The 25,372-nt window shown below is 64.6% G+C and carries 22 protein-coding genes; 6 read left to right on the top strand and 16 right to left on the bottom strand.

Annotated features, from left to right (window positions below):
- Positions 1 to 5: 5 nt before the first annotated feature.
- The 6 genes from NFH97_RS13345 to NFH97_RS13320 form a co-directional block, all read right to left on the bottom strand.
- The gene (locus NFH97_RS13345; RefSeq protein WP_349624938.1) at positions 6 to 1,391 is read right to left on the bottom strand and encodes an aldehyde dehydrogenase family protein; all 1,386 of its coding nucleotides are present in this window, start codon (positions 1,389 to 1,391) and stop codon (positions 6 to 8) included.
- A gap of 103 nt (positions 1,392 to 1,494) precedes the next feature.
- A complete protein-coding gene (locus tag NFH97_RS13340; protein ID WP_108448232.1) occupies positions 1,495 to 2,874 on the bottom strand; it encodes a glutamine synthetase family protein in 1,380 nt (459 codons plus the stop codon).
- Between the two features lie 99 nt (positions 2,875 to 2,973).
- Positions 2,974 to 4,032: a twin-arginine translocation signal domain-containing protein gene (locus NFH97_RS13335; RefSeq protein ID WP_045992803.1), complete on the bottom strand. Its 1,059-nt coding sequence runs from the start codon at positions 4,030 to 4,032 to the stop codon at positions 2,974 to 2,976.
- A 136-nt stretch (positions 4,033 to 4,168) separates the two neighbouring features.
- Positions 4,169 to 5,491: a TRAP transporter large permease gene (locus NFH97_RS13330; RefSeq protein WP_045992804.1), complete on the bottom strand. Its 1,323-nt coding sequence runs from the start codon at positions 5,489 to 5,491 to the stop codon at positions 4,169 to 4,171.
- A gap of 90 nt (positions 5,492 to 5,581) precedes the next feature.
- Positions 5,582 to 6,139 carry a TRAP transporter small permease subunit gene (locus NFH97_RS13325; protein ID WP_349624937.1) on the bottom strand — a complete coding sequence of 186 codons (558 nt, stop codon included), beginning with the start codon at positions 6,137 to 6,139 and terminating at the stop codon, positions 5,582 to 5,584.
- 183 nt (positions 6,140 to 6,322) lie between these two features.
- Entirely contained in the window at positions 6,323 to 7,282 is a 960-nt protein-coding gene (locus NFH97_RS13320; RefSeq protein ID WP_045992806.1) for a LysR family transcriptional regulator, read from the bottom strand.
- 183 nt (positions 7,283 to 7,465) lie between these two features.
- Between NFH97_RS13320 and NFH97_RS13315 the strand changes: the two genes are divergently transcribed.
- Positions 7,466 to 8,266, top strand: a complete 801-nt coding sequence (locus tag NFH97_RS13315) for a TraX family protein (protein ID WP_124803332.1) — start codon at positions 7,466 to 7,468, stop codon at positions 8,264 to 8,266.
- 236 nt (positions 8,267 to 8,502) lie between these two features.
- On the opposite strand, the gene NFH97_RS13310 is transcribed toward NFH97_RS13315, so the two are convergent.
- Positions 8,503 to 9,447: a LysR substrate-binding domain-containing protein gene (locus tag NFH97_RS13310; RefSeq protein WP_349624936.1), complete on the bottom strand. Its 945-nt coding sequence runs from the start codon at positions 9,445 to 9,447 to the stop codon at positions 8,503 to 8,505.
- Between the two features lie 201 nt (positions 9,448 to 9,648).
- On the opposite strand from NFH97_RS13310, the gene NFH97_RS13305 reads away from it, so the two are divergent.
- Entirely contained in the window at positions 9,649 to 10,659 is a 1,011-nt protein-coding gene (locus tag NFH97_RS13305) for a YeiH family protein (RefSeq protein ID WP_108132395.1), read from the top strand.
- A 110-nt stretch (positions 10,660 to 10,769) separates the two neighbouring features.
- On the opposite strand, the gene NFH97_RS13300 is transcribed toward NFH97_RS13305, so the two are convergent.
- The 3 genes from NFH97_RS13300 to purE all read right to left on the bottom strand — a co-directional run bounded on the left by NFH97_RS13300 (position 10,770) and on the right by purE (position 13,569).
- Positions 10,770 to 11,759 carry a BMP family protein gene (locus NFH97_RS13300; protein WP_349624935.1) on the bottom strand — a complete coding sequence of 330 codons (990 nt, stop codon included), beginning with the start codon at positions 11,757 to 11,759 and terminating at the stop codon, positions 10,770 to 10,772.
- A gap of 135 nt (positions 11,760 to 11,894) precedes the next feature.
- Complete coding sequence (locus NFH97_RS13295; protein ID WP_349624934.1) at positions 11,895 to 13,010, bottom strand: 5-(carboxyamino)imidazole ribonucleotide synthase; 1,116 nt, start codon at positions 13,008 to 13,010, stop codon at positions 11,895 to 11,897.
- Between the two features lie 37 nt (positions 13,011 to 13,047).
- Positions 13,048 to 13,569, bottom strand: coding sequence for a 5-(carboxyamino)imidazole ribonucleotide mutase (gene purE / locus NFH97_RS13290; RefSeq protein ID WP_045992811.1), 522 nt, complete (start codon positions 13,567 to 13,569; stop codon positions 13,048 to 13,050).
- 249 nt (positions 13,570 to 13,818) lie between these two features.
- On the opposite strand from purE, the gene NFH97_RS13285 reads away from it, so the two are divergent.
- Positions 13,819 to 14,517, top strand: coding sequence for a YbaY family lipoprotein (locus NFH97_RS13285; protein ID WP_052704348.1), 699 nt, complete (start codon positions 13,819 to 13,821; stop codon positions 14,515 to 14,517).
- Between the two features lie 92 nt (positions 14,518 to 14,609).
- Here the strand turns inward: NFH97_RS13285 and NFH97_RS13280 are convergent, their stop codons facing one another.
- The 6 genes from NFH97_RS13280 to NFH97_RS13255 all read right to left on the bottom strand — a co-directional run bounded on the left by NFH97_RS13280 (position 14,610) and on the right by NFH97_RS13255 (position 22,487).
- Positions 14,610 to 16,613: a TRAP transporter permease gene (locus tag NFH97_RS13280; RefSeq protein WP_349624933.1), complete on the bottom strand. Its 2,004-nt coding sequence runs from the start codon at positions 16,611 to 16,613 to the stop codon at positions 14,610 to 14,612.
- Positions 16,614 to 16,752: 139 nt separating this feature from the next.
- Complete coding sequence (locus tag NFH97_RS13275) at positions 16,753 to 17,352, bottom strand: DUF1850 domain-containing protein (protein WP_349624932.1); 600 nt, start codon at positions 17,350 to 17,352, stop codon at positions 16,753 to 16,755.
- Positions 17,352 to 18,314 carry a TAXI family TRAP transporter solute-binding subunit gene (locus NFH97_RS13270; protein WP_045992814.1) on the bottom strand — a complete coding sequence of 321 codons (963 nt, stop codon included), beginning with the start codon at positions 18,312 to 18,314 and terminating at the stop codon, positions 17,352 to 17,354. Before NFH97_RS13270 ends, NFH97_RS13275 begins: the two co-directional genes overlap by 1 nt.
- Before the next feature lie 245 nt (positions 18,315 to 18,559).
- A complete protein-coding gene (gene lhgD, locus NFH97_RS13265) occupies positions 18,560 to 19,762 on the bottom strand; it encodes an L-2-hydroxyglutarate dehydrogenase (RefSeq protein ID WP_108132390.1) in 1,203 nt (400 codons plus the stop codon).
- 142 nt (positions 19,763 to 19,904) lie between these two features.
- Positions 19,905 to 20,900, bottom strand: coding sequence for a glutarate dioxygenase GlaH (glaH, locus tag NFH97_RS13260; protein ID WP_108448221.1), 996 nt, complete (start codon positions 20,898 to 20,900; stop codon positions 19,905 to 19,907).
- A gap of 165 nt (positions 20,901 to 21,065) precedes the next feature.
- Complete coding sequence (locus NFH97_RS13255) at positions 21,066 to 22,487, bottom strand: APC family permease (protein ID WP_349624931.1); 1,422 nt, start codon at positions 22,485 to 22,487, stop codon at positions 21,066 to 21,068.
- 323 nt (positions 22,488 to 22,810) lie between these two features.
- Here NFH97_RS13255 and NFH97_RS13250 point away from each other — a divergent pair, with 323 nt between their 5' ends.
- From NFH97_RS13250 to NFH97_RS13240, 3 genes are all read left to right on the top strand, one after another.
- Positions 22,811 to 23,095 carry an XRE family transcriptional regulator gene (locus tag NFH97_RS13250; RefSeq protein WP_071211119.1) on the top strand — a complete coding sequence of 95 codons (285 nt, stop codon included), beginning with the start codon at positions 22,811 to 22,813 and terminating at the stop codon, positions 23,093 to 23,095.
- A 114-nt stretch (positions 23,096 to 23,209) separates the two neighbouring features.
- On the top strand, positions 23,210 to 23,875 hold the full coding sequence (locus NFH97_RS13245; RefSeq protein ID WP_045992818.1) for a hypothetical protein: 666 nt from the start codon (positions 23,210 to 23,212) through the stop codon (positions 23,873 to 23,875).
- A 240-nt stretch (positions 23,876 to 24,115) separates the two neighbouring features.
- The gene (locus NFH97_RS13240; protein WP_181248598.1) at positions 24,116 to 25,267 is read left to right on the top strand and encodes a diguanylate cyclase; all 1,152 of its coding nucleotides are present in this window, start codon (positions 24,116 to 24,118) and stop codon (positions 25,265 to 25,267) included.
- Positions 25,268 to 25,372 lie beyond the last annotated feature (105 nt).

Raw genomic sequence — 25,372 nt, 5'->3', positions numbered from 1 at the left:
TTGCCTCAGGCGTGTTTCAGATGGAAGGACTTGGGCCGGGTCAGGCTGTCGAAGCCGAGCCGCGACAGCGAGCAGCCGCGACCCGAATGCTTGACGCCGGTCCAGGCCAGCTCCGGGTCCAGATAGTCGCAGCGATTGACGAAGGCGGTGCCCACCTGAAGCCGCGCGGCCAGCGCTTCGCCGGCGACCAGGTCGCGGGTGAAGATCGCCCCGGTCAGGCCGAACTCGGAGTCATTCATCAAGGCGATGGCCTCGTCGTCGCCGTCCACCGCCATCACCCCGACCACCGGGCCGAAGCTCTCCTCGCGCATCACCGCCATGCTGTGGTCGACCCCGGTCAACAGCTGTGGCGCCAGATAGGCGCTGCCGGGGCGCGACAGCGGATAGTCGCCGGGGTCGATCCAGGCGCGGGCGCCGGCGGCCACCGCGGCCTCCACCTGGCCCCGCACGAAGTCGGCGGCGGCGGGCTTGACCACCGGTCCCAGGCTGGTGGACGGGTCGCAGGGGTTGCCGAGCCTGAGCTGCTTGAGCCAGGCCACCGCCCGTTCGACAAAGTCATCGAAGATGGCGCGCTCGACGTAGATCCGCTCGATGCCACAGCAGCTCTGGCCCGAGTTGAAGAAGGCGCCGTCCATCACCCCTTCCACCGCGCTGTCCAGGTCGACGTCGGCGCGCACATAGGCGGCGTCCTTGCCGCCGAGTTCCAGCGCCGTGGCGATAAAGCGCCCGGCGGTGGCGGCTTCGACGGTGCGACCACCGCCCACCGAGCCGGTGAAGGACACATGGTCGATGCGAGGGTCCCCCATCAGCGTCTCGGTGGCCTGGTGGCTCAGGTGCAGGTACTGGAACACCCCCTCGGGGATACCCGCCTCTCGGGCGGCCTCGACCATGCGCTCGGCACACAGCGGGGTCTGGGCGGAGTGCTTGAGGATCACCGCATTGCCGGCGAGGATCGCCGGCACCACGGCGTTCACCGCGGTCATGTAGGGGAAGTTCCAGGGCGCGACGATCAGCGAGACGCCCAGCGGTTCGCGGCGGATATAGCGGGTAAAGCCGGGCTTGTCGGCCAGGCGCAGCGGCGAGAGCGCCTCAGGCGCCATGGCGATCATTGCCCGGGCACGCTCCTCGAAGCCGCCGATTTCCCCGCCGCCCTGAGAAATGGGCCGGCCCATCTGCCAGCACAGCTCCTCGGCGTGCTGATCGCGCCGGGCGACGAAGGCGTCCACCATCGCACTGCACAGGCGGCAGCGCTCGGCGACGTCACGCTCGCGCCAGTCCTGCTGGGCCTCGACCGCGCGGACCAGGGCCGTTTCGATCTCGGCCGCGCCGGCCTGCTCGCGCTCCACGTACACCGAGCCGTCCACCGGCGATATCGTCTGTTGAATGGCCATGCAGTTCTCTCGTCTGTCGGTTGGCGGGATGCCGGGCATCCGCGTCAGATGATCTCGATGACGTTCTATCGTCCGTCGATCGTCATGATGCCGGGCATCCGCGTCAGATGATCTCGAAGTAGCGATCGAGCTCCCAGTCGGTGATATGCCGACGGAATTCGCGCTCCTCCCACTCCCGGGTGGCGGCAAAGTGCTCGACGAAGTCGTCGCCAAAGAGCCCGCGCGCAGGCGTCGACGCCTTGAGCCGCTGGGCCGCCTCCCACAGGGTTCGCGGCAGCGCCTGGTGCTCGGGGTGATCGAGTTCGTAGGCGTTGCCGGTAACCGCGGTATCGGGCTCGAGCCCCTGCTCGATACCATAAAGGCCAGCACCGATGGCGGCGGCCAGCGCCAGGTAGGGATTGGCGTCGGCGCTGCCGAGCCGGTATTCGACCCGCTGGGACTTGGCGCTGCCGGGGATCACGCGCAGGGCGGTGGTGCGATTCTCGACGCCCCAGGTGGCGTCCGTCGGCGCCCAGAAGCCGGGAATCAGCCGGGTGTAGCTGTTGATGGTGGGGGCGAACATGGCCAGAAACTCCGGCATCAGCCGCTGCTGGCCGGCGACGAAGTGACGCTGGATGGCGCTCATGGAGTGCTCGGCGTCGGCGTCGTAGAAGGCCGACTCGCCGCTCTCGAGGTGCTTCATCGACAGGTGGATATGGCCGCTCTGGCCGGGATAGTCCGGCGACCACTTGGCCATGAAGGTGGCCATCAGGCCGCGTCGCTGGGCCCACACCTTGGTGAAGGTCTTGAACAGCGCCGCCTTGTCGCCGGCGGCCAGCGCCTCGTCGACGCCGATGGCGGCCTCGAGCACGCCTGGCCCGGTCTCGGTGTGCAGCCCCTCGATGGGGAAGTCCATGCGCTGGGACAGCTCCAGCAGCTCGTGGTAGAGCTCGGCATGCACCGAACTCCTGAGCATGGAGTAGCCCATCATGTCCGGGGTCAGCGGGCGCAGGTTGCGAAAGCCCTTCTCGCGCACCGATTCCGGCGTCTCCTGGAACATGAAGAATTCATACTCCAGCGAGCCGTGTACCGAGAAGCCCATCTCGGCGGCCCGGCCCAGCACTCGCCGCAGCAGGCCACGCGGACAGATCGCCTCGGCCCGCTCGGTGAATTCGGCCATGAACAGCAGCATGTCGCCTTCAAAGGGTACCTCGCGACAGCTCTCCGGCAGCACGCGCAACTGGGCGTCGGGATAGCCGGTGTGCCAGCCGGTGTAGCGCGTGTTGTCGTACAGCTCGTCCTTGCTGTCCCAGCCCAGCACCACGTCGCAGAAGGCGAAGCCGCCGTCGAGGGCGGCAAAGAACTTGTCGCGGTGCATGTACTTGCCGACCATCACCCCGTCCAGATCGAGGAAACCGATCTTGACGTGGGAGAGGTTGCGCGCCTCGACCACCCGGCGGGCGTCATCCGCCGTGCGCACGTCCCTGGGATTGAGTCCTGACATCGATCACCCTCCTCATGGGCGAAGGAACAAGGGCGAAGAAACAACGGGCCGACCTTGATTGCCGGGCCGGCCCGCAACGCCCGATATCTGCCGTGAGTGTCAGCTGTAACGGTAGGGAGGTCCCGCCTGCTGCATGGTCTGACGATAGTCCTTGAGGATCTGCACCACCTTGGCGTTGCGCTCGCTCTGGCCTGCGATCTCGTCCCAGAAGCTCAGCGCCTCGTCCTCGATGGTCTGCCACTCGCTTTCCGGGATCGAGGTCAGCTCCAGCTTGCCGCCCTGGGTGCGGTAGTGGGCCTCGCCCCACCAGTACCAGTGCTGACGATAGTAGTGAGAGCTGTCCATGCACATTCTGAACAGCGTCTTCAGGTGATCCGGCAGCTCGTTCCAGCGTTCACTGTTGGCGAAGTAGGAGCCGGCCCAGGCGCCGGAAATATTGTTGGTCAGGTAGTAGCTGGAGACGTCCGCCCAGCCCACGGTGTAGGCCTCGGTGATGCCGGCCCAGGCGATGCCGTCGAGTTCGCGGGTCTGCATGGCGACCTCGATGTCCTCCCACGGCAGGGTCACCGGCACCACCCCGAAGCGGGTCAGGAAGCGCCCGGCGGTGGGGAAGGTGAAGACCCGTTTGCCCTCCAGGTCCTTGATGCTGCGAATCGGCTCCCGGGTGACAAAGTTGCAGGGGTCCCAGCTGCCGGAGCCGAGCCAGGTCACTCCCTCGATCTCGCCGTAGGCCTCCTCCCAGATTTCCTTGAGGCCGTAGTGGTTGAACAGGGTCGGCACGTCCAGGCTATAGCGCGAGGCGAACGGGAAGTAGCCGCCGAACACCGAGACATCGACCGGAGCATTGATCGAGTCGTCATCGCTCTGCACCGCGTCGATGGTGCCCCGCTGCATCGCCCGAAACAGCTCGCCGGTGGGCACCAGCTGGTCGGAGAAGTACAGCTCGATCTCCATCTCGCCGTTGGCGGCCTTGTTGAAGGCCTCGATGGAAGGCTTGATCACGTGCTCCGCCAGGGCTGGTCCTGCGTAGGTCTGCAGTCGCCAGCGGATCGGCGTCTTCGACTGGGCGTGGACGTAGGGGGCGGCCAGGGTGCCCGCCCCCACGGTGGCGGCGGTGGCGACACCGGCCTTCTTGAGGAAGTCGCGACGATTGGTCATCCGTTCTCTCCCGTTTTCGTTGTTGTTGCCTGACGTGACGTCTGTAAAGGACGCCTGTTGTCGTCTTCTCCTGCCTTCTTTAAAGCTTCTTGCTTCACATCCCTGCCTGCCGGGCCAAGACCGCGACAGTCCTGCCTCAGTAGTCCCTGAACAGACCCGGCAGCCATAGCGCCAGCTCGGGAAACGCGGTGATCAGCGCAAGCCCCGCCAGCATGATGGCGACGAATGGCCAGACGCTGCGGTAGATGTCGCCGAGACTGATCTCCGGCGGGGCCATGGCGCGCATCAGAAAGAGGTTGTAGCCAAACGGTGGGGTCATGTAGGCGATCTGCACGGTGATGGTGTAGAGCACTCCGTACCAGATCGGGTCGAAGCCCAGGGTGATCACCAGCGGCACGTACAGCGGCGCCACGATCACCAGCATGGCGGTGTCGTCGAGGAACATGCCCAGCAGAATGTAAGACAGCTGCATCATCACCAGGATCTGCCAGGGGGTGAGGCCGAACTGGTCGAGGAATACCGACTCGATGGCGCGCACCGCGCCGAGACCGTCGAACACCGCGCCAAAGCACAGCGCCGCCAGGATGATCCACATGAACATGCAGGTGATGCCGAGCGAGCGGCGCACCGTGGTCTCGATCACCGCCAGCGTCAGACGGCGCTTGAACGCCGCCGCCAGGGTCGCCGACAGCGCCCCCACCGCGGCGCTCTCGACCAGGCTGGTGACGCCCATCACGAACAGCCCGGTCATGAAGAAGAAGATTGCCAGCGGCATGATGCCCGCGCGCAGAAGCTTCAGCTTGTCGGCGGTGGACAGGTTGCGCTCCTCCGGCGGCAGCGCCGGGCCCAGGCTCGGCTGCAGGCGACAACGCACCACGATGTAGATGACGAACATCGCCGCCAGGATCAACCCGGGGATGGCTCCGGCCAGCCATAGCTGGCTGACCGGCTGTCGCGCGATCATGCCGTAGAGCACCAGCACCACGCTGGGCGGCACCAGGATGCCGAGCGAGCTTCCAGCCTGGATCACCCCGGTGACCATGATCTTGTCGTAGCCCCGGCGCAGCAGTTCCGGCAGGGCGATGGTGGCACCGATGGCCATGCCGGCCACACTCAGTCCATTCATCGCCGAGACCACCACCATCAGGCCGATGGTACCCACGGCGAGCCCGCCCTTGAGCCCGCCCATCCATACGTGGAACATCTCGTAAAGTTCGGAGGCGATGCCCGACTCCGAGAGCATGTACCCCATGAAGATGAACAAAGGCAGGGTCAACAGCGGATACCAGTTCATCAACTGGATGGCAGCGCTGAACGGCATCTCCATGCCGCCATCGCCCCACAGCAAGAGCGCCGCCGCCGCGCCGACGAAGCCGATGACGCCGAACACCCGCTGTCCGGTCAACAGCAGCAACATCATCGAAGAGAACATCGTCAGCGCGATCATTTCATAGCTCATCGATCGCCCTCCGTCCCTGGCTCTGGCTTAGAAACAGCAACATCATCGACGCTCTCGACAAGGGCAGCATAAGCGCGATCATTTCATGGCTCATCGATCGCCCTCCCCGTCCTTCCCGTCCTTCTCCCCCTCGGTCTGCTCGAGCGGGTGTCCTCTCAGCACGGCGATATCCTTGAACAGGGTCGAGAGGCACTGGGCGAGCATCAGCGCCACCCCCAGGGTCATGATGATCTTGATCGGCGCCAGCGGCGGCGCCCAGGAGCTGTAGTTGGTCTCGCCGTACTTGATCGCGTAGCTGGTGCTGGAGATGCCGCCGGCCAGCAGGGTGGCGAGGAACACCAGCAACAGCAGCATGGTCAGGATGTCGCTCATGGCCTTGGCCCGTGGCGACAGTCGGGTATAGAAGAGATCCATGCGCACATGGTCGTCGAGCTGCATGGAGTAGGCGCCGCCCAGCAGAAAGTAGGCGACCATCAGGAACTGAGAGACCTCGACGCCCCAGATCAACGGCCGATCAAACAGGGTGCGCGAGAGCGAGGCATAGAGCAGGACCCCGATCATCACGAAGATCAGGTACATGACGATACGACCGATACGCCGATTGAATCGGTCCACGTAGCGGACGTAGAGACGAATGGCTGCCGGCATGGGCGCTCCCGGACACAAGAGGAATCTCCTGAGTCTTGGCCCAGCCTGGCCGGACGTGCCAGTTGCATCGACTTCAACGACGTGATGACTATCGAAGCTTTCGATACTGCTCAAGCAAAGTGCAGAGAAAAGCAGCCACTGCACCGAAACCGGCCATGCAACTGGCCATCGCCGGGAAGCCCCTCAGACGGAAGTGACGATCTGCTCCTCGACCCAGGGCAGCTCCTCGGTGAGCGTGGCACGAAAGTCGCCGTCCAGCAGGCGGCGGGCGTCCCGCGCCAGCTGTCCAGGCAAGCCACCGAGTTCGTCGCGCCTGGCGACCAGCGTCAACGAGCGCTTGAGCGGCGCCAGCGGCAGCGCTTCGATGCGCACCCTGAGCTGATCGAGCCCCGCCTGATACAGGCACAGCGGGGTCGTCACGGTAAAGCCGACGCCGTCGCTCACCGCCTTGAGCAAGGCGCAGGTATTGTCCAGGTGCAGCCGCGCCGGCAGCTCTACTCCGGCCAGGCGCAGGTGGCGCTCGATACTCTGGCCGATCAGCGACTGCGGCACGTAGCGCACGAAGTCGAGCTGACGCGATAGCCAGCGCAGATTGTCAGCAGGCCCCGTCCAGCTCGCCGGCAACACCAGCACAAAGGGCTCGTCCAGCACCCTGTGACGCTCCAGGCCGTCGTAGTTTTCCAGCCGATCGTCGGAGATGATCACGTCCACGTGCCGCGTCAGCAGCGAGTGCCCGTGCATGTGCGAAAGCCCGGTGGTCAAGGTGTAGTCACGGGTGTGGCGGCGGATGACGTCGATCAGCGGCTTGCCCACGGCGGTGGCCAGCGAATCCACCAGCGCCAGGCGCATCTGATGCAATTGACCGAAGGCACCGGTGATCAGTTCGCGGCGGGTATCCCGGGCCTCGCCCAGCAGACGGCGGGCACGGTCATAAAAGAAGCGTCCGGCGCTGGTGGGTTCCAGCGGCCGCGAGCGGCGCTCGAACAGCGCCAGCCCCAGGCTCTCTTCAAGGGTCGCCAGACAATGCGACACCGACGACTGGGTCAGGCCGAGCGCCTCGGCGGCGGCGCTCTGGCTACCGCGTTCCAGGGTCTCGACGAAGATTTCCATACTGCGCAGGTCGAAGCCGAAGCCATTCTTCATGGCGTCTCCTCGGTGGTGATGTTGTTATTGTCTCAGCGCTGTTGTCGGCTCTTGCAGGGGCTGTCGCAGCGATCCTTGACCCGGTGCTGATCCTGGTCGGTGTCGAAGCTCTACTCTGACTCCTGCGGAACTTGTCGGCCAGGCACAAGTCTACCCTGGCAAGCCGAACAACAGGGAAGTCCGATGACCTACGTCGCCAGCGCCAGCTACCACGAACGACCGTCCTCCCACTGGACCGGCTGGGGCCAGTGGATCGCGCTTGTCACCATGACCCTGGACCACCTGGCACGCTACCTGGCCACCGACGCCTGGCACCTTGGCTGGGTCGACTCGAGCGTGGGCCGTATCGCCTTTCCGCTGTTCGCCGGCATGGTCGCCTGGCACGGGCTATTCAATACCCGTGATCCGCTGCGCTACGCACGCCGGGTGATGATCATCGGTCTGCTGGCCCAGTTACCCTACCAACTGATGCCCCGCGAGGCGCTGTTTCAGCTCAACATCTGCTTTACCCTGGCGCTCGGGCTGATGGCCGGCCACTGGCTTGAGCAACTGACCCGGCGACAGGAAGCCGGAGAGCTGGGCCATGTACGCCTGGCGCTGGAAACCCTCGGCGTGGCAACCGGCTGGTACTTTGCCGGCTTCTGGGTCGAATACGGCCACCATGGCCTGTTGCTGGTGCCGTTTTTCATGCTCGGCATGGGCCAGCTCCATCGTACCGACGACGCCCTGCTCTCGCGCCTGCTGGCGGTGGTCGGCTGCCTGCCGCTGCTGCTGGTGGCAGGCATGATGAACAGCTCCGACATGGCCAAGTCGGTGACCGTGGCCACGGTCCTGGCGGTACTGCTGCTGGCCGCTGGTGCTCACCGGCTATGCCGCGCGCCCGGCATCGTCATGCCGCGGCGGATGTGGCTCGCATGGTATCCGGCCCACTTCGCGGTGATCGCCGCCATCCTGTTGTGGACCGGCAACGCTCAGGTCATGTAACGGCACCGGCAACGGTCAAAGAACCCGCCAAGGTGGCTCGCCTGCTCTTGATACCCCCAGGCCCACTTCGCGGTGATCGCCGCCATTCTGTTGTGGACCGGCAACGCTCAGATAATGTAACGGCACCGGCAACGGTCAAAGAACCCGCCAAGGTGGCTCGCCTGCTCTTGATACCCCCAGGCCCACTTCGCGGTGATCGCCGCCATTCTGCTGTGGACCGGCAACGCTCAGATCCTCTAGGCGTCCTGCACCGGCAGCGCGAAACGGCTTCTCTGTTCCATCAAGAAGACCTTGAAGGCCTGCCAGGCCGGGCTGCGGTAGCGGTCCGGATGCCACACCAGCGAGAAGTGGCGGGTCAGCGGCAGGTCATGTGACAGCGCCAGCAACTCCCCTCGTTCGAGCTCTCCCCGCACGCTCAGGTGCGACAGGCAACCCAGTCCCAGGCCCGCCGCCACGGCCTGCTTGATCGCCTCGTGCTGCCCCAGCTCCATGCGTACCTTGAGCCTCGGCACCCGGGGCAGCACCGCCGCCTCGAGCACCTCCCGGCTGCCGGAGCCGATCTCGCGCAGGATCCACGACTGCTCGACCAGATCAGCGTCCTCGACCCGGCCCTTGGCCACCAGCGGATGTCCGGGCGCGCAGACAATCACCATATGATCTTCGCACCACACTTCGCTGGCGAGTCCCGGCTCGTGACAGCGCCCCTCGATCATCCCCAGGTCGGCGTCGAAGCGCTGTACCTCGGAGATCACCTCGCCGGTATTGCGAAGCCTCAGGCGCAGGTCGACCCCCGGATGCAGTCCGCCGAACTCCCCGGCCAGCGGCGGCAACAGATAGGTGCCGATGGTGGCGCTGGCGGAGATCGCCAGGCTGCCGTGGAGCTCGTCTCCCGGTTCCTCGGCGGCGGCGATCAGCTCACCCAGATCATCCAGCAGCTGTTCGGCGCGCGGCAGCAGTCGATGGCCCATGTCGTTCAGGCCAAGCCGCCGTCCCGGGCGTTCGAACAGGGTGACACCAAGTTGACGCTCCAGGTCCGCCAGCGCCTGGCTGGTCGCCGACTGGGACAGGCTCAGTTGTCTGGCCGCGGCGCTGACGGTTCCCAGCCGGGCCACCGCCACGAAGACCTCGAGCTGGCGCAGGGTGATATGGGAGCGGGTGGGACTGTCTGGCGAGAAACTCATCACGGTGCTCGACGGTTGCAGGGAAGATGGCGGGGAAACGACAACGGCTCCTATATCGGCTCAGCTTATAACAGGTTTCGTTATTACACGATAATCATCTGGCATATCCACGCCTAGAATCTCCCTATCGAAGCGACGCCTCAGGCTCCACCCAGACGAGCCGGTAGCGGCGATACCCTGACACGAAGAGGAGATCCGCTCATGTGGCAAGGACTTGCGCTATGCGCACTATTGACGCTGGCCGGGCAGGCCATCAGCCGACTGCCCGGTATCGCCGACGCAGGCGTCAGTCCGCTGGTGTTCGCCCTGCTGCTGGGCATCGTGGTCGGCAATCTGCCGCTCAAGCGCACCGTCGAGGGCGCCCAGCCGGGGCTCGCCTTCGCTACCCGCTGGCTGCTGCGCGGCGGCATCGTGCTGTTCGGCCTGTCGCTGACCTTCGCTCAGGTGGTCGGACTCGGGCCCAAGGTGCTGCTGCTGGACGCGCTGATCATCACCGCGGTACTGCTGGTCGGCTACCAGATCGGCACCCGGGTGCTCGGCATGGATCGCGAGACCACCCTGCTGACCAGTGCCGGCAGCGCCATCTGCGGCGCCGCTGCGGTGCTCGCCACCGAGTCGACCATTCGCTCGAAGCCGGCAGCGGCGTCCATGGCGGTGGCCACGGTGGTGCTGTTCGGCTCCCTGGCCATGCTGACCTACCCGCTGCTGTATCCGTGGCTGGGCATGGACGAGGGACTGTTCGGGGTCTATATCGGCGCTACCGTGCATGAGGTGGCCCAGGTGGTCGCCGCCGGCGACGCCGTCGGCCCGGATGCCCTGGCCAACGCGGTCATCGTCAAGCTGGTGCGGGTGATGCTGCTGGTGCCCTTCCTGCTGGTGGTCGGCCAATGGTGGCTGCGTCAGCCGACCCAGGAAGGCGCCGAGGCCGGCGCTCAGGGCGCACACAAGGCCAAGCTGGTGATCCCCTGGTTTGCCCTCGGCTTTATCGCCATGGTCGGCGTCAACAGCGTCATCACCCTGCCCGCGCCGCTGCACTCGGGTCTGGTGCTGGCCGGCCAGATCGCCCTGACCATGGCCATGGCCGCGCTTGGCATCAACACCCGGATGTCTCGCCTCAAGGCGCTCGGCGTGAAGCCCTTTCTGCTCGCCCTGATCCTGTTTGTGCTACTGGTGGTCGGTGGCGGGATGGCTAGTGCCCTGCTGATGGGCTGACCGGATCGATGGACCGGGCAGGAACCCGACACACAGCGAAGAAGGCGGCCTTGCGGCCGCCTTCTTGCATGGTGCTGATCCATCATTGAGCAGCGAGAGACTTGCCCCTGCTACAGAGAGAATTCCTCGGCGTCGTAGGACGTCTGTACCTCGATGCTTCCTTCGACGATCTCGGCGGCGAGGCGATCGAGTTCTGCGACGATGTCGTCCTCGACCCAGGGCGCCAGCGACAGACGCACCGCCTCCGGGTTCTCCAGGCCGATACGCACCACCTCACCCGAGCTCCAGCTGCCCTGCTTGACCGCCTCGGCAGCAACAAAACCCGCCATGGACACGTTGGCGATGGCGGAGCCGGCGAACACCTCCGGGTAGTCCTCATGCCACTCGCGCACATTGCCGAACTGCCAAACGCCTTCAGCCTCCTGCATCGCCTCGATGGCCCCTTGGCGACCCGCATTCAACATGGTGAAGATGATATCGGCACCGGCCTCGATCTGGGCGCTGGCCACGTCATGGGCCAGTGACACATCGTCCTGATCGCCGGCGAAGATGGTGAGGAAGTCGGCGTCCGGCCGGGTATGCTGCAGACCGTGGTAGAAGCCCCCGCGGCCCTTGAGACCCGGAGTGACGCGAATCCCCGAGATATGGCCCACCACGCCGCTTTGGGTCAGCAGACCCGCCGCTGCACCGGCGAGCCAGGCGGACTGCTCCTGAAGGACTTCATAGCTCGACACATTGTCGCCGGTGACATCCCCCTGGGTGACGGAGAACAGCACCTCGGGATAGTCCGCGGCCACCGTCATCACCGCCTCGGAATTCTGACCGCCGTGGGCGATGATCAGGTCCGGCCCGGCATCCGCCAATCTCCGCAGGGCGGCCTCAAGTGCGTCGGGCTCCGGCGCTATCCCGTCCTCGTAGCTGATCTCGGCGCCAAGTTCGGCCTCGATGCGCTCGAGTCCACGGTAACCCGCCTCCATGAAGCCGCCGTCATCCTTCTGCCCCGGCAATAGCATGGCCACCTCGAAGGCATCCGCCACGGCCAGGGAAGGCGAAAGCGAGAGACCACACAGCGCCACCATGTATCCAACTTTGCGAATCATCGAACACCTCATTACTTGTTTTTGTATACAGAACGCACCAACTACTCTAGCGCCGTGGTGGCGTCATCGCCACCCCGAAACGACGACGGGCCCCGTGTTGGGGCCCGTCGTGGAGGGAGCGAAACAGCGCCTGGCTCAGTCTTCGAAGCTAAAGCGCACCTCGGGGGCGTCCGGCACCAGGGCGGCGCATTCGCGCACCCGCTTGAGCAGGCTCGCGTGATCGTCGGCGACCAGGTTGATGTGACCAAGCTTGCGACCGGCGCGCTCGCTCTTGTCGTAGCGATGCAGGTGGGCGTCGCGCATGGCCAGCACCTGGCTCGGCTCGGGCTCGCGTCCGATCACGTTGACCATGCAGGTCGGCGCCCGGGCACTGGTGTCCCCGAGCGGCAGGCCCTGGATGGCACGCAGATGATTCTCGAACTGGCTGGTCACCGCGCCATCCATGGTCCAGTGGCCGGAGTTGTGCACTCGCGGTGCCATCTCGTTGGCCAGCAGGCTGCCGTCGGCGCACTGGAACAGCTCCAGGGTCAGCACACCGACATAGTCCAGCTCGTCCAGCAGCGCCCGGATGTATTCATCGGCGGTGTGCTGGACGCTGTCGTCGAGATCCGGCATCGGCGCCAGCGAGTAACGCAGGATGCCATCGACATGGACGTTTTCCGCCATGGGATAGAACACCACCTCTCCGTCGCGTCCGCGCACGGCGATGATCGACACCTCGCGCACGAAGTCGACAAAGGACTCGACGATCAACCGCGGGTGATTGATGCGCTTCCAGGCATCAGCCGCTTCCGCCGGGTCCTTGAGCACCGCCTGCCCCTTGCCGTCATAGCCCTCGGTGATCGACTTGGCCACCACCGGCGTGCCCAGCTCACGAGCGGCGGCTTCCAGCGACTCGGCGCTGTCCACCAGGCGATAGGCCGGCGTCGGAATACCCAGTCGATCGAACAGCGCCTTCTCCTCGGCACGATTCTGACACACCCGGATCGCCTCACTGCCGGGGTAGACCGGTTTCTCGGCTTCGATCGCCTGGACCAGCGTCACCGGCAGGTGCTCAAACTCGTAGGTGACCAGGTCGACGTCTTCGAGGAAGCTCTGGACGTGCTTCTGGTCGGTGTCGATCATCACCTCGCCGATCCCGGCGCTGGGGTGGCCGGTGGTATCGAGAAAGCGGAACCGGTTGGCCAGCGGATAGCCGGCCAGCGCCAGCATACGGCCGAGCTGTCCGGCCCCGAGAACGCCAATCTTCATGACTTGCTCCTGTTTTCCTGCGGGTACACGACGCCGTTCAGCCCTGGCGAGACTCGGGCGGACGAGGATCGGGATTGTCGAGCACGGTCTGGGTCTGCTCGGCGCGGAAGGCCTCGACGGCCTCGCGAACCTGGCTGTCCCCGAGCCCCACGATCTGGGCTGCCAGGAGGCCAGCATTGGTAGCGCCGGCCTTGCCGATGGCCAGGGTGCCGACGGCGACGCCGCCCGGCATCTGGGCGATCGACAGCAGTGAATCCAGTCCCTTGAGCGCCTTGGACTCCACCGGCACGCCGAGCACCGGCAGCGCGGTCTGGGAGGCGACCATGCCGGGCAGGTGCGCTGCACCGCCGGCCCCGGCGATGATCACCTGAATACCACGCTCGGCGGCGCCCTTGGCGTAGTCGAACAGCAGATCCGGGGTGCGGTGGGCGGAGACCACCTGGGTCTCGTAGCTCACGCCGAGGCGCTCGAGCATGGTCACGGCGTGTTCCATGACCGGCCAGTCGGACTTGGAACCCATGATCACGCCGACCCGGGGCGCTGGGGAAGTGGATGACATCGGCAACTCCTCGAAGAAACGACGGCGCCGCGGCAAAGAAATCGCCACGACAAGGGAACAATCGGGAAGCGGCATAGTCTAGCAGAGCCGGGGGAGCAGTACCTCTCCCTATGCGGAGACGTCGCCAGCCAGCGACAGCGCCTTTCACCCTGACTGCGCATTGGCCTGCTAGGGTAACGCTGCTGTCGCGGCCATCGCCGACACTCCACGCCGCCTGACAGGACGACCCGCTCACCCAAGGAGAGAGCCATGAAACCGACCCTGCTGCTTATTGCCGCCCTGACCTCCGGCCTGGCGCTGGCCGGTTGCGATGAGGGACAGAGCACCGCCAGCACCGCGCAGGAGGGCTCGAACGCCAGCCAGCAGAGCACCACCGAGCAGGCGCAGAAAATGACGCTTGACGGTACCCTGAGCTTCGCCGAGGCCGGCCAGAGCCTGCCCGACAACGCCGAGGTCACGGTGTTGCTCAACGACGTTGCCCTCGCCGACGCCCCGGCCAGGACCATCGCCGAAACCACGGTGACCATTGAGCGCCAGGCACCGACCGACTTCTCGCTGAGCTACGCAAGCGACGCGGTGAACCCGCGCCACACCCACAGCCTGCGTGGCGAGATCCGCAACGACGAAGGTCAGCTGGTATGGACCAGTACCGAAGCCACTCCGGTGGAAGTCGGTGCCGACGCCGACCAGCCGCCGGTGTCGGTGGTGCTGCGCCCGGTGGGTGCCGACGGCAACGCCCAGAGCGACAGCATGCAGAAGGCCCAGGAGGCGCTGCTGTCCAGCGGTGATGAACCCACCGCCGCCGAGAAGCAGGCCGTGGAAGAGGCCGACGCCGTGGCCGAACAGGCCGCCGGCATGCAGGAGCCCAGCCAGGGCGCCGCCGCGGCGAGCGGCGAAAATGCCGACACCGGTGCCAATACCGAGACGTCGTCCAGCCAGCCGCAGTAAGCGAGCGCCCTCGACAGATCGGCTCCTCCCGATACGACAACGCCGTGCCCAAGGGCACGGCGTTGTCGCTGCTGGCGGCTGCCCTGGCGCCGCTAAGCTGTTGCCGGCGAGCGGCGAGCCTGCCAGAAGTTGAGGCTGATGATCGCCAGCATGACGGCGGCACCGGCGACGTCGAACACCAGCGACGGCAGGAACACCCCGACGATCGCCGGCAGCAGCAGCAGGCGCTGCCAGATCGCCATGCGGGTGAACAGATAGCCTTCCAGGGTGGCGGCGAAGGCGCCCAGCGCCAGAAGTCCGGTGAAGCCCTTCCAGATCAGCAGCCAGACCGGCCCGCCGACGATGATCTCGGGGTTGTAGACCATGAACAGCGGCACCAGGTAGAGGCCCTTGGCAAACTTCCACGACTGGAAGCTGGTCTCCATGGGCTTGGCCCCGGCGATGGCGGCCCCGGCGAAGCCGGCCAGCGCGATCGGCGGCGTCACGTTGGAGTCCTGGGAATACCAGAACACCACCAGGTGGGCGATCAGCAACGGCACCCCGAACTCATTGGCCAGCGCCGGTCCCACCAGCACGATCAGCACGATATAGCTGGCCGTCACCGGCAGCCCCATGCCCAGCACGAGACTCGCCAGCAGCACCATGATCAGCGCCAGCAGCAGGTTACCGCCCGAGAAAGCCAGCATCATGGCCGAGAACTTGAGGCCGAGACCGGTCAGCCCCACTACCCCGACGATGATCCCTGCCACCGCACAGGCCATGGTCACCGCCACGGCGTTGCGCGCACCGAGTTCGAGGCCTTCAATCAGCTTGAGCAGACCGTTGCGACAGGCCAGCCCCAGACGCTCGGCGGTCACCGGCTGCCCCTCGCCTGGCGCCACGAACAAGAACCACACCGCAAAACGCAGCACCGCCACCAGCAGCATGCAGACGATGGCGTAGTAGCCCACTCGCATCGGCGACATGTTCATCATCAACAGCCACACCAGCACCGCCAGCGGCAGCAGGAAGTGCCAGCCGTGCTTGAGCACGTCGCTCATCTGCGGCAGCTCGTCCTTGGCCATGCCCTGCATGCCCTCCTTGAGGGCGATGATATGCACGAACAGATAGACGGTGGCGAAGTACATGAAGGCCGGCAGGATGCTGACCTTGACCACCTCGAGATACGGCAGCCGGGTGTATTCGGCGATCAGAAAGGCACCGGCCCCCATCAGCGGAGGCATGATCTGGCCACCGGTCGACGCCGCCGCCTCGATGCCACCGGCCTGGTGGGGCTTGTAGCCCAGGCGCTTCATCAGCGGGATGGTAAAGGCGCCGGTGGTGACCACGTTGGCGATGGCGCTGCCGGAGATCGAGCCCATGCCGGCAGAAGCGATGACCGCGGCCTTGGCGGGCCCGCCACGCTGGCGTCCGGTGGCGGCGTAGGCCAGATCGATAAAGAACTTGCCCGCCCCGGTGATCTCGAGAAAGGCACCGAACAACACAAAGATGAAGATATAGGTCGCGGCCACCCCCATGGGCAGGCCGAAGATGCCTTCCTGCCCCAGGTAAAGCTGGCCCACCAGGCGATCGAGATTGTAGCCGCGATGCTCGAGGATGCCGGGCAGGAACTGGCCGAGCCAGGGTAGCTCGCCACGGGGCCCGGCAAAGGCGTAGAGGATGGCGATCAGGCCGATGATGGTCATGCCCAGCCCCACCGCGCGACGGCTGGCCTCCAGCACCGTGATGGTGGCGATGATGCCGACGGTGATGTCGGTCTGGCTCCAGAAACCGGCGCGATTGATGATCTCGTCCAGAAACAGCGCCATGTAGCCGCCGGTGATCATCGCTCCGATGAAGAACACAAGGTCGATCGCCCCACCCAGCACGCCCCTGTCACGCTTGGGACCGAACACCGGAAACATCAGGAACGCCAGCATCATCACCAGCGCAAGGTGGATGCTGCGCTGATAGAACAGCCCCAGCGGCTGAATCCCCGCCGAGTAGAGCTGGAACAGCGACAGGCCGACCGCCACCAGGGTGATCAGCCATAGGATGGTCTTGGGGTGGTTGGCCTGGCTGCCAGGCACCACCGGTGAAGCTGCCGTTTCGCTCATTGTCGTGATTCTCGTCAGGCCTTGCCGGCGCTTGGCCGGTCGGCATAATTCGGAATGCAGTCGCAGGTCGCCGGCCCTCGAGGGACCGAAGTGCCCACGCGGTTGGTGGCGTCATTCGATAGCCTGGGCCAACGACAGGCTAGTCGCGCCGCTCGAGTCCAACGCTGACCAAACGCCCCGCCGCCAGATCGCTCAGGCTGATGGGCGTGGAGGCCGCCGGCACGGCCAGGGAGTCCCCGTCCGGACAGTCGGCCCGCGCCTTGATCAACGTCTCCAGGGTCGGCTCACCACGGCTGACCAGGCGATGATCGACACGCTTGGCGCCGACCCGCAGCCGATAGCGATTGCCGGGGACGGGCTCGTCGATGTCCTCGATCCAGTAGCCGCCCTGACCGTCGCTGACCTGGCGTCCGCGCCCGGGCACGTGGTCGAGGCCCGCGGCAAAGTCCGGCAGGTGGCTACGTTCAAGCACCATGGCACCGCCGAGGTTGCGATAGCAGTCGAGCACCTCGAAGCCTTCTACCGAGTGGTTCCAGGCCAGGCACCAGCCAGCGCCATCGGGCATCGGCAGTTCCACCAGCGCGGCGCCCTCGGCGTCGCGCACGCTCAAGGTAAAGAGAGCATCGCAGTCGGCATCACTTGCCTGGCCAGCGCACGCCACGGTCATCAGCGTGACCAGCCCAAGCGCAGGCAGGGCGAGCCCGGAGGCCCGCCCTGCCATGAATCGACGCCCCGCCATCAGGGACGCTGCTTGTCCTGCACCTCGGCACCGACTTCCTCGTAGTAGCGCAGTGCGCCCGGGTGGAAGGCGATGGGTGTGGAGTTCACCGAGAACTCGACGGTGGTGTCATTGGCCGCCGGATGGATGGCGATCAGCTCGTCGGTCTGCTCGAACAGGGTCTTGGTGATCTGGTAGGCCAGTTCCTCGTCCATCTCGCTGCTGGCGATCAGCACGTTGGGTACGCCAAGGGTCTGCACCGCTTCTTCCATGCCTTCGTAGAGACCGGCCTTGAGCTCATACGGGGCAAACACCGGTTCGTCCTCGCGCGCCTTGGCGACTTCCTCGTCGCTGAGGCCGATCAGCCGAACATCGCTGGTGGTGGCCAGATTCAGAATCGAGCTGGTGGGCGGCCCCACGCTCCAGAAACCGGCATCGATATCGCCATCACGCAGGGCGTCGGCGGTCTCGTTGAAGTTCAAGCGGCGCGGGTCGAAGTCGTCGTAGCTGATGCCGTTGGCTTCGAGGATGGCGCGGGCGTTGAGCTCGGTGCCGCTGCCCGGCGCACCCACGGACACGACCTTGCCTTCCAGGTCATCCAGCGAGTCGATGTCGGAGTCGGCCATGGTCACGATCTGCACCGCGTTGGGATAGATAGAGGCGATGGCACGAATGTTCTCGAGCTTGCGCCCCTCGAAGTCACCGGTACCGGTAGCGCCCTGGTGGACGGTGTCGGCCAGCGCCAGCGCCAGATCGGAGTCACCACGCCAGACCAGCCCCATGTTCTCCACCGAGGCGCCGGTCACTTCGGCCACGGCGTCGTAGCCGTCGACGTGCTTCTTGATCAGCTCGGCCAGGCCTCCACCGTAGGGGTAGTAGGTGCCGCCGGTTCCACCGGTGGCGATCGACAGCTGGCTCTGGGCCACGGCGCTGTGGCTGGCAACCAGCAGGGATGCCGTCAGGGCAAGGGTCAGTGCTCGCATGGTCTTCCTCCGTTCCTCGTGGGAACCGCTTAGAATTTATTGTGCGGAATTGAAGTGTCGATACAGCAATCGCCTAGGCAAGCTAGCAAGAGCCGGCCTCGCTTGCCACTGCAGACATTTCGACGTTTTTTATCTTTGTCTGCAATTCTCACAAGGTCTTAGAGACACTGGCCCGCCATCCTGCCCGTCGAACCCCCGAAGGGCGCGCTTCTCAGGGAGCTGGCGTCGCGCCGGCTTTTCACGCCTCAGCGTTGACTGTCGACCTGCTCGCGTACCTTGGCGACGATATGGGCACCGATCGGCAACGCTGAGGTCGCCGCCGGCGATGGCGCATTGCCTACGTTGATGGTGCGCGGCGTGTTGACGAACAGGAAGTCGTCGACCAGCTTGCCGTCTCGTGTCACCGCCTGGGCACGCACCCCGGCCGGGTAGGGCTTCAGGTCATCGAGGGTGAGACTCGGGCAGTACTTGCGCACCTCTTCCAGATAGCCACGCCGTGACAGCGAGTTCTTCATCTCACGCATGCCAGGGCCCAGATGACGCCACAGCACTTTGAGAATACCCGGATGGCTGACCATGCCGACCAGATCCGCTGCCGAGACATCACGCTTGCGATAGCCCTCGCGGGCCAGTGCCAGCACGGCGTTGGGCCCCACCGTCACGCTGCCATCGATCATGCGGGTAAGGTGGACGCCGAGAAACGGCATGCTGGGGTCCGGAATCGGGTAGATCAGATGATTGACGATGGCGTTGCGGTGCTCGGGCAACTGAAAGTACTCCCCGCGGAAGGGACAGATGGTGAAGCTCGGGGTCTGCCCCAGCATGCGCACCACCCGGTCGGCCATCAGCCCCGAGCAACTTACCAGGTAGCGACTGCTGAAGGTCTCGGTGGTGGTGGTCACCACCACTTCCTGGCGACGTTCGTCGAGCCCGGTGACCTCCCGTGAGTAGCGGATCTCGCCACCGCGTCGCTCGAACTCGGCGGCCATGGCGCGAGTGACCTCGGCATAGTCGACAATACCGCTGGACGGCACGAAGATGCCGCCGACGCCGGTGATGTTGGGCTCACGCTCTGCAAGGGCACCGGCGTCGAGCCATTCACGCTCGAGCCCATTGGCTTCGGTGCGTTCCCACAGGGCCTTCATCCGCCCCAACTCCACCTCGTTGGTGGCGACCAGCAGCTTGCCGCAGCTGTCGTAGGCGATGCCGTGGGTCTCGCAGAACGCCTTGGTGGCACGGTTGCCTTCCAGACAGAAGCGCGCCTTGAGGCTGCCCGGTGTGTAGTAGACCCCGGCGTGTATCACGCCACTGTTGTGACCGGTCTGATGGCGAGCCGGACCGTCCTCCTTTTCCAGCAACAGCATGCGCTTTTCAGGATAGGCGTCCTTGAGCTGCATGGCGGTGGACATGCCCAGAATGCCACCGCCGATGATGATGAAGTCGTACATGGGGGTCTCGTTGTCCTTGGTCTTGCCCCACCGCCGGGACGGGGCCGGATACATCGTGGGCAGCCGGGTATCGCGGGGCCCATCACCCTAGAGTACCGCGTCGGGCCGTGCCCCGCTGCACCCCTCTTCCCCGGAGGACACCTCAGCCCTGGCGCGCTCGCAGGGTGCTGCCACAGGTGAAGACACCGCGCTGGCGCATCAGCTCGCGTCTGAGCTGCGGGTGAGCCTTGAACTTGTCGCGACCGTGCAGCCAGAAGTGGTTGTTGATCAGCAGGAAGCTGCCGACCGGGTTGGGCAGGGAGATGACGCCGTCGCTCGACTCCAGCGAGTCGGACAGCTCGCAGAGCCAGTTGCCCTCCTCCAGATCACGTGGCTGGACAAACTGATCGATGTAGGCCATCACCGGGCGGCCATCACGGTCGACGTCGAATACCGGGTGAAAGACGTCGCGCACCACATTCTTGCTGGGCGGAGCCGACCAGCGCATCTCACTGAACGCCAGCGGGTGACGGCAGAACCGCTCCAGCTCGTGCCAGTCGTCCAGATGCAGCAGCCGCGAGTTGCCGCCTTCCATGTGCTGCTCGTCAATCTTCATCATCAGCACGTAGTCGGTGACCTGCTCGACGAAGGTGCCGTCGTTGTGAAGCTCCATCACCCGATGCGGCGCCCGCAGATAGCTGTCGGAGGTGTCGACATTCTCGACCACGAAGCGGGCATAGTACTGACCACTCATGGCATCGAAGTTGGATCGTCCGATCAGGTGGGCAACGGCGGTGGCAAACTTGACCATGTCCTCGGCCTGCTCGACCCGGTCCAGCCCTTCCGGCACGACCTGCAGCGCTCCCTGGCGACGGTCCAGCAGGATATTGGCCAGCCGCGGCTTGAGCGTCCCCTCGCACAGCTCATCGAGTATTCCCGCGACACGAAAACGCAGCATCGACTTGTACTCCAGCGCCTGAATCGGCCATTCGGCACAGGCGTCGAGAAAGGCAGCGACGACCGACCGCTCGACACGCAGCTCCTGCAGACGCTCGGAAGAGGTCGACGGGACCAGGGTGAACCCGCGTGGATCGCGTGCGCCAGGGGCGGTGGTCTGATCATCACGATCCTGAAGCTGGGCAGAGGCAAGGATGGACATGGCAGGGCTCCGTATTGTTTTGACGTTTTGTGAAAATATCTACATTATTAACTTTGGTCAACAAAAACCCGGCTGCCGCCGGGTACTGATTTTCGGGACAAGGTCCAGAGTTCTTGAAGCGTCCGCCGGCCGGCAAAGCCGCCGACCGGCGTTGCGGTCAAGGCGTCAGGTGCCTTCCAGCTCACGACGCATCTGTCGCTGGCTGTAGGCCGTGCCATAGCGGCGGCGGGACCATAGGTACAGGCAAAGCCCGGCACCCATCCAGCCGGCGAACAGCCCCCACTCGATGGGTGACAGCGCCGAGGGGCTGCCGGGCAGGTAGAGCCCGATCAGTCCCAGCGACAGCACCACCGCCAGCCAACCGACCAGGCGAGGATGGCTGACCTTGAACGGCCTTTCGAGTTCCGGCTCCTTGCGCCGAAGCACCAGAAACGAAATGGATACGAACAGGTAGGCGATGACGATGCCGAGACCACCGGCCACCACCAGCCACACCATGGCCTGGCGTCCCAGTAGAGGCGCCAGGCTCGACAAGGCTCCCATCACCAGGATGGCGTTGACCGGCGTCCTGTGACGAGGATGCAGCTTGGCCAGAAAGGCCGGCAGCATGCCGCAGTGGGCCAGTGCATAGATGGCGCGAGAGCCACCGACGTAGAAGGCGTTCCAGCTGGTCAGGATGCCGGCGATACCCGCCAGTACCATCAGGTTGGCCGCCCAGGGGGTATTGAACACCGCCCCCATGGCGTCAGGTACCGCCAGGGAGCTGTTCTCGAGCTCCGCCTTGGGCAGCATCAAGGCCGTTCCCAGCACGATGAAGGCGTACCAGAACACCGCCAGGACCACCGACAGCATCAAAACCCGACCGATCTCGCGAAACGGCAGGTCGATCTCTTCCGCCGCCTGCGGGATGACGTCGAAGCCGACAAACAGGAAAGGAACCATGATCAGCACCATGGTGATCCCGCCCAGCACACCCTCTTCGGTGTTGAACAACGGCGTCAGCGAAGCGCTGCTACCCTCGAACAGGGCGCCGGTGATGAACATCACACCGACGGCCAGAATCAGCAGCGTCACCACCTTCTGGACCAGCGCCGCGGTGCGCACGCCAACATAGTTGATGGCCATCATGACCACCGAGCCGGCCACACCGACGGCAACCCAGGTGGCCTTGACGTCCCAGCCCGCCAGGGTCCACAGGTGACCGACGGCGTAGCCGGGGAACAGATGCTCGACCACGGTGGGCAGCGCTACCGCCTCGAAGGCCACCACGCTGAGATAACCCAGCACGATCGCCCAGGTACACAGGAAGGAGGCAAAATGGCCCAGGGCACGGTAGCTGTAGACGTGCTCACCACCGACCTGGGGCATCGCCGAAGCGAGCTCAGAGTAGGTCAGCCCCACCAGCACGATCACCATGCCGCCCAGCACGAATGCCAGTATGGCGCCAAGGCTTCCTGCCGAGGTGATGAAGCCCCCCGTCAATACGATCCAGCCCCAGCCGACCATGGCACCGAAGGCCAGCGCCAGGACGTCCTTGCGGGCCAGCACTCGGCTCAGCTGGGCTCCGCCATTGCTGTTATTGTCCATAAGATAAACCTCTCGCCGCAGTGGTGCGTTCCCGCAGAACAGTGATTGTTGACCGGGGACAGGACGCACCGTTGAATTTATCAATCGCGCGTGCAACTTATCATGAGGATGTTTGCCGTCCGCAGCCTTCGTTTATACCTCTTTGGTCTAAGTTTGTAGGGCCTGCAGATGGCGCCATCGCCGTCAGCCGCAGTCTCCCGCGGCGTCTGCGGAATGAGGAGTTTTCGTCGCTGCGCCACGCCCAGAACGGACACCAAATTGGACTGGCAAGAGGGCAAAAAAGGTTGCATGCTGTAGGGGTCGAAAACGCCCATTGGAGTACCATGAGCACCGCAGATTCCTTGTCTCGAGCAGACGCTTCCGAACCGCCTCCTCGACGATGCCCTGACCTCGATGTCAGGGACCTGGAACAGCGCACACGACTGATGCGCATTGTTACGCGGCTTATCGCCGTATCTGATCTCGGAAGCCGCGAGATCGCACGCCGCGCGGGTCTCCCCATGCAGAAGATCAGTGATCTGCTGTCGGGACGACTGGAACACTTCACCTGCGACGAGCTGCAGGCCATTCGCCGCATCATCGACGATGGCCATCTGTCACTCTCCTGATTGGCCCGTGCTGGACGGCGCCCCGGAAGGCAATGCTGCCAGGGCGCCGCGTCTTGTTGGCGCGAGCCATTGCCCCACCCTTCCCCTTGATCTTCATGCCATGAGGAATCATCGATGCGCCGTCTGCTAGCGGCTTGTCTGCTATGTGTGTCTGCAAGCGCCCTGGCCGATGGCCAGGCCACCCTGGTCGATGGCAGTGGCGACCCCGAGAGCGCCGTCACCGCACGCTGGATCGGTGATCAACTGCGCCTGGACTTTCCCCGCCACGCGGCCAAGGGCTATCTGCTGTTGAGAGACGGCAAGGGCCACGTTGTCACCAACTTCGGTGGTCAGACGGTGGTGCTGGGCATCCGCGATGTTCAATCCATCGCCGGGCAACTCGGTGGCCAGGACCTGTCCGACCTCGGCAGTTACCAGGCCCAGCAGGTGCTGTCGCTGGAGCCTGTCGGCACGCGGGAAAGCGTCGCCGGCATCGAGGGCGAGGTCTATCGTCTTGACTGGATTACCCAGGAGGGCGATCGCCGAGAGGATGAACTGGTACTCAGCCAGCGACCGGAGGTCATCGAGCTTTTACGGGTCGTCGACCGCTATCAGAGCATTCTGTCGGGGCAACCGGACCCGGTGGCGGCAAGGCTCGAGCAACAGGGGCTCGGACTTCTGCGTTTTGGCGACAAGTTTCAGGTGGCCAGCCTGACGGCGACGTCGCCCGATCCTGCCCTGCTGGCATTGCCGTCCCAGAGTGGCAACGTTGGTGAGCTGTTGCGTTCGGTCATTCAATAGACTTAGGGCCAGGCGCCAACTTTCCCCCTCTCCAGCACTAGATCCACAGCATACCTAGGATGGTGTACTTGATCGCGCACCGCGTGGAATAGGTGTGTGTCAATTGCGTGTAAAACCGCGAAAATGCGATGCAGGAGTCTCCAATCCACGATATATCTTGAAGGTAGCCTTCAAGACATGGTGCGGCCGCACGGCTCGATGTCGTTCCGCAGTGGTCGCACCCATCCAGTGAGAGTTGCCATGAGGCCAATCGACAAGTCCCTGCTGGAACAGATGCACATCAGCGAGGTCGAGATCCAGCGTCGCAAGGAATTCCTGAGCCTCGACGAAGCCGACCTGGCCGATCTGGCAGCGCTCAAACCCCTCATCAACGAGCATATCGAGATCATCGTCGAAGAGTTCTACGAGCGGCAGACCGAGATCGACGAGATCAGCCTGCTGATCGGCGACTCCGAGACCCTGCAGCGACTGCGCTCGGCCCAGCGCCAGTACGTCCTCGACATCTTCACCGGCTACTACGACGCGGAATACGTCAACAGTCGGCTGCGCATCGGTCTGGTGCACAAGCGTATCGGCGTCGAACCCAAGCTGTTTCTGGCCGCCATGCGCACGCTCAAGGAAATCCTGTTTCGCGTCATCGACGAGAACCTCGAGGACGTGCAGGCGACCAAGTCGGCGAAGAACAACCTCGACAAATTGATGTACTTCGATATCACCCTGGTCTTCGATACCTATATCGATACCCTGCTCAACGAGGTCCACAGCGCCAAGCGCCGGATGGAGCTCTACGCTCGCAACCTGGAAGAGAAGACCAAGGAGCTGGCCGCCTACGCAGAAAAGGACGCCCTTACCGGGCTGTTCAACAAGCGAGGCATGAGCGAGGCCCTGAACAGGGAGATCCGCATGGCCGAGCGACGTCACTCGCTGGTCAGCCTGATCTACTGCGATATCGATGACTTCAAGCAGATCAACGATACCCACGGCCACCACAAGGGTGATGAAATCCTCGTCACCTTCGGCCAGATCATGCGTGAAACGGTCCGCAGCAGCGACATCTGCTGCCGCCTCGGGGGGGATGAATTCTGCTGTATCCTGCCAGACTGTGATGCCAAGAGCGCCAAGACCATCGGCAGCAAGATTGAACTGGCCTTCCAGAGCAAGTACCCGAACTTCTCGATCAGCCTGGGCGTCGCCGAGACCGGGGATCGAGACTACCTGCGCGAGGAAGAACTGCTGCGCGCCGCCGACGCCATGATGTATCGCAACAAGGAAGCCAGAAAGCGCAGTGCCGCAGAGGCCGCCTCGAAGACCTCAGCCAGGACGTTGCCAGCCCCCGCCCAGGCAGCAGAGAAGACAACCAGCTCAACGGCCGCCCAGAGTGACGATCACTGACTTCCACTCGCCTGGCTCGGCATTGTCTCGATAAAAATTTAAATTTCTGCTAATAAAGTTGGATCTAAAATAAAAAGCCTCGATCAGGGCATGCGGGAAGCTCGG

The sequence above is a fragment of the Halomonas sp. SCS19 genome, from assembly GCF_040147015.1.
In the GTDB taxonomy this organism is placed as follows: domain Bacteria; phylum Pseudomonadota; class Gammaproteobacteria; order Pseudomonadales; family Halomonadaceae; genus Halomonas; species Halomonas litopenaei.
Note: the sequence above shows the minus strand (reverse complement) of the source record. Positions and strands in the feature narration are given on the sequence as shown.

What these genes read in the sequence shown, in the direction of transcription:
- NFH97_RS13245 (WP_045992818.1), top strand. Translation starts at nt 23,210, where the DNA reads ATGCGCCGTCTGCTAGCGGCTTGTCTGCTATGTGTGTCTGCAAGCGCC.
- NFH97_RS13280 (WP_349624933.1), bottom strand. Translation starts at nt 16,613, where the DNA reads ATGAGCGAAACGGCAGCTTCACCGGTGGTGCCTGGCAGCCAGGCCAAC.
- glaH (WP_108448221.1), bottom strand. Translation starts at nt 20,900, where the DNA reads ATGTCCATCCTTGCCTCTGCCCAGCTTCAGGATCGTGATGATCAGACC.
- NFH97_RS13300 (WP_349624935.1), bottom strand. Translation starts at nt 11,759, where the DNA reads ATGATTCGCAAAGTTGGATACATGGTGGCGCTGTGTGGTCTCTCGCTT.
- NFH97_RS13335 (WP_045992803.1), bottom strand. Translation starts at nt 4,032, where the DNA reads ATGACCAATCGTCGCGACTTCCTCAAGAAGGCCGGTGTCGCCACCGCC.
- NFH97_RS13310 (WP_349624936.1), bottom strand. Translation starts at nt 9,447, where the DNA reads ATGAGTTTCTCGCCAGACAGTCCCACCCGCTCCCATATCACCCTGCGC.
- NFH97_RS13250 (WP_071211119.1), top strand. Translation starts at nt 22,811, where the DNA reads ATGAGCACCGCAGATTCCTTGTCTCGAGCAGACGCTTCCGAACCGCCT.
- NFH97_RS13270 (WP_045992814.1), bottom strand. Translation starts at nt 18,314, where the DNA reads ATGCGAGCACTGACCCTTGCCCTGACGGCATCCCTGCTGGTTGCCAGC.
- NFH97_RS13315 (WP_124803332.1), top strand. Translation starts at nt 7,466, where the DNA reads ATGACCTACGTCGCCAGCGCCAGCTACCACGAACGACCGTCCTCCCAC.
- NFH97_RS13320 (WP_045992806.1), bottom strand. Translation starts at nt 7,282, where the DNA reads ATGAAGAATGGCTTCGGCTTCGACCTGCGCAGTATGGAAATCTTCGTC.
- NFH97_RS13345 (WP_349624938.1), bottom strand. Translation starts at nt 1,391, where the DNA reads ATGGCCATTCAACAGACGATATCGCCGGTGGACGGCTCGGTGTACGTG.
- NFH97_RS13295 (WP_349624934.1), bottom strand. Translation starts at nt 13,010, where the DNA reads ATGAAGATTGGCGTTCTCGGGGCCGGACAGCTCGGCCGTATGCTGGCG.
- NFH97_RS13325 (WP_349624937.1), bottom strand. Translation starts at nt 6,139, where the DNA reads ATGCCGGCAGCCATTCGTCTCTACGTCCGCTACGTGGACCGATTCAAT.
- NFH97_RS13240 (WP_181248598.1), top strand. Translation starts at nt 24,116, where the DNA reads ATGAGGCCAATCGACAAGTCCCTGCTGGAACAGATGCACATCAGCGAG.
- NFH97_RS13255 (WP_349624931.1), bottom strand. Translation starts at nt 22,487, where the DNA reads ATGGACAATAACAGCAATGGCGGAGCCCAGCTGAGCCGAGTGCTGGCC.
- NFH97_RS13330 (WP_045992804.1), bottom strand. Translation starts at nt 5,491, where the DNA reads ATGAGCTATGAAATGATCGCGCTGACGATGTTCTCTTCGATGATGTTG.
- lhgD (WP_108132390.1), bottom strand. Translation starts at nt 19,762, where the DNA reads ATGTACGACTTCATCATCATCGGCGGTGGCATTCTGGGCATGTCCACC.
- NFH97_RS13305 (WP_108132395.1), top strand. Translation starts at nt 9,649, where the DNA reads ATGTGGCAAGGACTTGCGCTATGCGCACTATTGACGCTGGCCGGGCAG.
- purE (WP_045992811.1), bottom strand. Translation starts at nt 13,569, where the DNA reads ATGTCATCCACTTCCCCAGCGCCCCGGGTCGGCGTGATCATGGGTTCC.
- NFH97_RS13275 (WP_349624932.1), bottom strand. Translation starts at nt 17,352, where the DNA reads ATGGCGGGGCGTCGATTCATGGCAGGGCGGGCCTCCGGGCTCGCCCTG.
- NFH97_RS13285 (WP_052704348.1), top strand. Translation starts at nt 13,819, where the DNA reads ATGAAACCGACCCTGCTGCTTATTGCCGCCCTGACCTCCGGCCTGGCG.
- NFH97_RS13340 (WP_108448232.1), bottom strand. Translation starts at nt 2,874, where the DNA reads ATGTCAGGACTCAATCCCAGGGACGTGCGCACGGCGGATGACGCCCGC.